Raw genomic sequence first — 4479 nt, 5'->3', positions numbered from 1 at the left:
GCGCGAGCTTCGCCAGAGCTGCCCAGGAATCGTCGACCGTGCCGACGCGGGGATCCGGCGCGCCGGCGGCGGCCAGAAGACGCCGCGCCCGGTGCAGGTACAGGTTCCAGCTCTCGCGGGTCAGCGCGATGCCGTAAAGGTTCGGGTCGATCGAGCAGAGGCGGTTCCAGCGGCCGCCGCCGAGGACCTCGGCGATCGCCGGGTCCGCATCCGCGCAGAGTTCGCCGGCGCGGACCGCGACGGTCCAGAGATACGCCAGGGACATCCCCTCGGCGATCGAGGACCTCGCCGCGGTTGCGGCGAGGCTCGCAGGCAGCGGGAGGTGGTCCTGGAACCTTGGCCTCGGCGGCAGCGGCTCGAAGATCGGCGGCAGCAGCCCGGTGGCGACCGCGAGTTCATGCCCGTGGAGATCGGCGATCAGCTTGATGGCCCGCCGGAAACTGGATCCCTTCTGCCGCGAAAGTCCGGCCTCCACCACGACGGCGCGAGGACGCGTGAGACTCTGGGGAGGTTCTCCGGGGAAGTAGCGTGCCGCAACCCCGATGGCGTTTGCGGCGTTTGCGCCTATGGTCAGCCGCGTTACGCGACAAAGGCCGTCCCAGGCATCGTCGTCGACGGGCTTCCGCGTCGCGAGCATCTGGGCGTCGAGGAGTATCCGCCGCCAGGCATGATAGCGCGGCATCTGCGCCCCGAGCACGGCACGGGCAGCGTCCGGCATCTGGCCCTTCGGGAAGGCCATCGACAGGCGCGGCGGCGCGAGATCGATCGCGGCGAGCGGCAGGCCGACGATCTGCGTCAGCAGCGCCAGCGCCGTCCTGATGACATGGGGGTCGAGCGGCGCGAACCTGTCCGCAGCGCTGCTATCGTCGGGGTCGGAGAGGGTGTAGAGGTCCAGCATCGAACCGGCCGGCGCTTCGGCCGTGCCGGGTCTGGCGCCATCGGCTACCCTCGCCGAGGCGCCGTATACCCGAGACCTCTGCTTTCCGCTCATCGCACCCTCCAACCTGCCGCAGGACGTGTATTCGCGGCCGGGTCAAAAGATGCTGAACAGTCGCCGGAGGCTCGCCCTCAGCAGATAGATTGGCCCCTCCTGGGCATCCGAAGCGAGCGCCCGCGCTGGCACGCGCGGACGAGGAGGGCGGAAAGTGGTCGTTCGCCCATCTGCAACCGGACCAAGAGCAATCCTGTAAGCCGACATTCAGTTGGGCGCAGGGCTGTCGGACGCCCGGTCAAGGGCTGACCCGGGGAGCCTCGCCGTCGCGTGCCATCAGCTGGTTTCGCCTGTCTCGACCGACAGTAGGCAGGCGGGCTCGTCGCCCAGGACCGGCTTGATGATTGTAGGCGGCGGCGCCGAGGCAGGCTTCGCGTGCGCTGGGACGGTCCGGGCGTCGATCGTACAGTGAACGAGGTTTGGTTGACAAAAATACCAACTGGTCGGTATGTTACGTGATGCGTGAGCCAGGCGGTCAGATTCTGCAACGCGGCGAAGCCCGAGCGAGGCTCCTCGAGGCTGCGCGAGACGTCATCCGGACCCGAGGCTTCGCGGCAACGACGGTCGACGATCTCTGCAGGGCCGCGGGCGTGACCAAGGGGGCCTTCTTCCATCACTTCGAGAGCAAGGAGGCGCTCGGGGTCGCCGCGGCGGCCTTCTGGGCGGAGACGACCTCCGCCTTCTTCGCCGCGGCACCCTACCACGACCATGCCGACCCGCTCGACCGCGTGCTCGGCTACATCGCGTTCCGCAGGACGATCATCGACGGGGACCTCGCCGAATTCACCTGCCTCGTCGGAACCATGGCGCAGGAGGTCTACGCCTCGCATCCGGCGATCCGCGACGCCTGCGCCGCGAGCATCTTCGCCCATGCGGCGACGATCGAACCGGACATCGCGGCGGCGATGGCGGCGCATGGCATGGCGGGTGACTGGACGGCGGCGAGCCTCGCCATCCACAGCCAGGCCGTGCTGCAGGGGGCCTTCATCCTCGCCAAGGCGACGGGCGACGCCGAGGTCGCGCGCGACAGCGTCGATCATCTGGCGCGCTATGTGCGGCTGCTGTTCGGGCGTCAGGAAGGGACGGGAGCATGACCGGACTGCCGACCATCACCGCCTTCGAGCACTCGCCGGACGGCGGTCAGGGTATGGCGCGCGACATGCGGGTCCGCTGGGCGCTGGAGGAGGTAGGCCAGCCGTACTATGTCCGGCCGGTGTCTTTCGCCGCGATGAAGGCACCCGCGCACCGGGCGCTGCATCCGTTCGGGCAGATTCCGACCTTCGAGGACGGCGCCGTCACCCTGTTCGAGACCGGCGCGATCGTGCTGCACGTCGCCAGCCGGCACGCGGGACTGCTGCCAGCGGACGCGGCCGCCCGGGCGCAGGCGCTCTCGTGGATGTTCGCGGCGCTCAGCACGGTGGAGCCGCCGATCCTCGACCGCGAGGCCGCCGAGTATCTGGAGGGCGACGCGTCTTGGGCCGCGCCGCGTCTGAAGGCCGTCGAGGAGCGTATCCGCGGCAGGCTCGGCGATCTCTCGCGCCGGCTGGGCGATGCGGACTGGCTCGATGGGGCGTTCAGCGCCGGCGACCTGATGATGGTCGACGTGCTGCGCCGGCTCGCCGGCTCTGGCCTGCTGGAGGAATTCCCTAACCTTCCGCGCTACGTCGCCCGCGGCGAGGCCCGTCCGGCGTTCGCCCGCTCCTTCGCCGCGCAGCGCGCCTTCTTCGACGCCTGCGCCGGGGCGACGCCGGGATGAAGGTTTCGCCAACACCACGAGAACCGACCAGGGGGAGACGACCATGATCACGGTGACCGCTTTCAAGTGGGTGCCGCCCTTCGCGGCGGGGCAGGTGCGCGACCATCGCGTCCGGTGGATGCTGAACGAGATCGGCTGGAACTATGCGGTCGAGTTGATCGACCCGAACGTGCAGGCGAGCGACGCCTATCTCGCCGAGCAGCCCTTCGGCCAAGTGCCGGTGCTGCGCGAGACCGGGCGCCCGACGCTGTTCGAGACCGGCGCGATCGTTCTCGACCTCGCCGAGCGCTCGGGCAATCTCTGGCCGGCGGATCGTGATGCGCAATCGCAGGTCCGGGCTTGGGTGGTCGCGGCGCTGAACTCGGTCGAGCCCTACCTGTCCGCCGTTGCCGAGGTCGACTTCTTCACCGAGGACGAGACGCTGAAGACCCTGCGCCGTCCGGGCGCGATCGCCGCGGCGAAGGAGCGGCTTGGCAAAGTCGCCGCGGCGCTCGGCGACCGCCGCTGGCTCGTGGGGGACGACTTCACGGCCGCCGATCTGATGCTCGCCTCGGTACTGCGCGTCGCCGAACATGCCGACCTGCTCGCCGACACCCCGAACCTCGCCGTCTACCGCGCGCGCTGCCTCGAACGACCCGCCTTCCGCAAGGCGGTCGCCGACCAGTGCCGCGACATCGCCGCCCATGGTCCGCGTGACATGGGCTGGGATCCCGCGATGTTCGCGGAGCCGGCGGCGAGCTGAGCGACGACCCGAACCAGCCTTCAGGGAGGACACCCATGGAACCGACCATCTACCTCTTCTTCCGAGGCAACTGCCTCGAGGCGATGACCTGCTATGCCGAGGTTCTCGGCGGCGAGATCCTCGGCGTCTTCCGCAATGGCGACGCACCGGATGCCGAGAGCCGGATGCCGGGCGGCGACGACATGGTCATGAACATGAGCCTCCGGCTCGGTTCAGCCACGATCATGGCCTCCGACGCCCCGGAGGAGTATTTCTCCAAGCCGCAGGGCTTCCGCATCTCGCTCGCGCCGAAGTCCCGCGCCGAGTTCGACCGCATCCATGCCGCACTGGCGCCGGCGGAAGTGGCGGCGGACAAAATGGCGCCCGGCGAGACCTTCTGGGCCGAACGCTTCGCGATGTTCACCGATGCCTACGGCACGCCCTGGATGCTGAACTTCGAAGGCAACAAGGCTCGCGCCGAAGGGGTCACAGCATGACCGACCTCGTCACCTGCCTGTGGTTCGACCATGGCGAAGCGCGCAAGGCTGCGGAGTTCTACGCCGCGACCTTTCCCAACAGCGCGGTCGGGCGCGGGAATGCCGCTCCCGACGACTTCCCGGGCGGACGGGAGGGAGTCGAGCTGACCGTAGAGTTCACCGTCCTCAGCCGGCGCTTCGTCGGGCTGAACGGCGGGCCGAACTTCAAGGCCAACGAGGCGGTGAGCTTCATGGTCGTCACCGAAGACCAGGAGGAGACCGACCGATACTGGAACGCGGTCGTCGGCAACGGGGGAGCCGAGAGCGCCTGCGGCTGGTGCAAGGACCGCTGGGGCTTTTCCTGGCAGATCACACCGCGTCGGCTTCTCGAGCTGACGACGTCCTCCGACAAGGACGCGGCGAAGCGCGCCTTCGCCGCCATTGACGTGACCCCTTGTTTCTCCTCCACGGGCTGCTGGAATCCGGATCACAGGAAAGGGACCGGATTTGAAGCGAAGCAGGTTCAGCGAAGAGC

General features: G+C 68.9%; 6 protein-coding genes. 5 read left to right on the top strand and 1 reads right to left on the bottom strand.

Annotation, left to right across the window (positions count from 1 at the left end):
• A partial coding sequence (locus tag Q0480_RS05505) for a hypothetical protein (RefSeq protein ID WP_299131372.1) occupies positions 1 to 898 on the bottom strand: 898 nt, incomplete at its 3' end.
• Between the two features lie 551 nt (positions 899 to 1449).
• On the opposite strand from Q0480_RS05505, the gene Q0480_RS05500 reads away from it, so the two are divergent.
• From Q0480_RS05500 to Q0480_RS05480, 5 genes are all read left to right on the top strand, one after another.
• Entirely contained in the window at positions 1450 to 2085 is a 636-nt protein-coding gene (locus Q0480_RS05500) for a TetR/AcrR family transcriptional regulator (RefSeq protein ID WP_299131371.1), read from the top strand.
• The gene (locus Q0480_RS05495; protein WP_299131370.1) at positions 2082 to 2747 is read left to right on the top strand and encodes a glutathione S-transferase family protein; all 666 of its coding nucleotides are present in this window, start codon (positions 2082 to 2084) and stop codon (positions 2745 to 2747) included. The genes Q0480_RS05500 and Q0480_RS05495 overlap by 4 nt, the downstream gene beginning before the upstream one ends.
• Positions 2748 to 2790: 43 nt before the next feature.
• Positions 2791 to 3489 (top strand): glutathione S-transferase family protein, encoded by a 699-nt coding sequence (locus Q0480_RS05490; protein ID WP_299131369.1) that lies wholly within the window; start codon positions 2791 to 2793, stop codon positions 3487 to 3489.
• Positions 3490 to 3524: 35 nt separating this feature from the next.
• Complete coding sequence (locus Q0480_RS05485; RefSeq protein WP_299131368.1) at positions 3525 to 3965, top strand: VOC family protein; 441 nt, start codon at positions 3525 to 3527, stop codon at positions 3963 to 3965.
• On the top strand, positions 3962 to 4479 hold a 518-nt coding region (locus Q0480_RS05480; RefSeq protein WP_366940822.1), incomplete at its 3' end, for a VOC family protein. The genes Q0480_RS05485 and Q0480_RS05480, both read left to right, overlap by 4 nt.

The organism is uncultured Amaricoccus sp. (assembly GCF_937891315.1).
Taxonomy (GTDB): Bacteria; Pseudomonadota; Alphaproteobacteria; order Rhodobacterales; family Rhodobacteraceae; genus Amaricoccus.
Note: the sequence above shows the minus strand (reverse complement) of the source record. Positions and strands in the feature narration are given on the sequence as shown.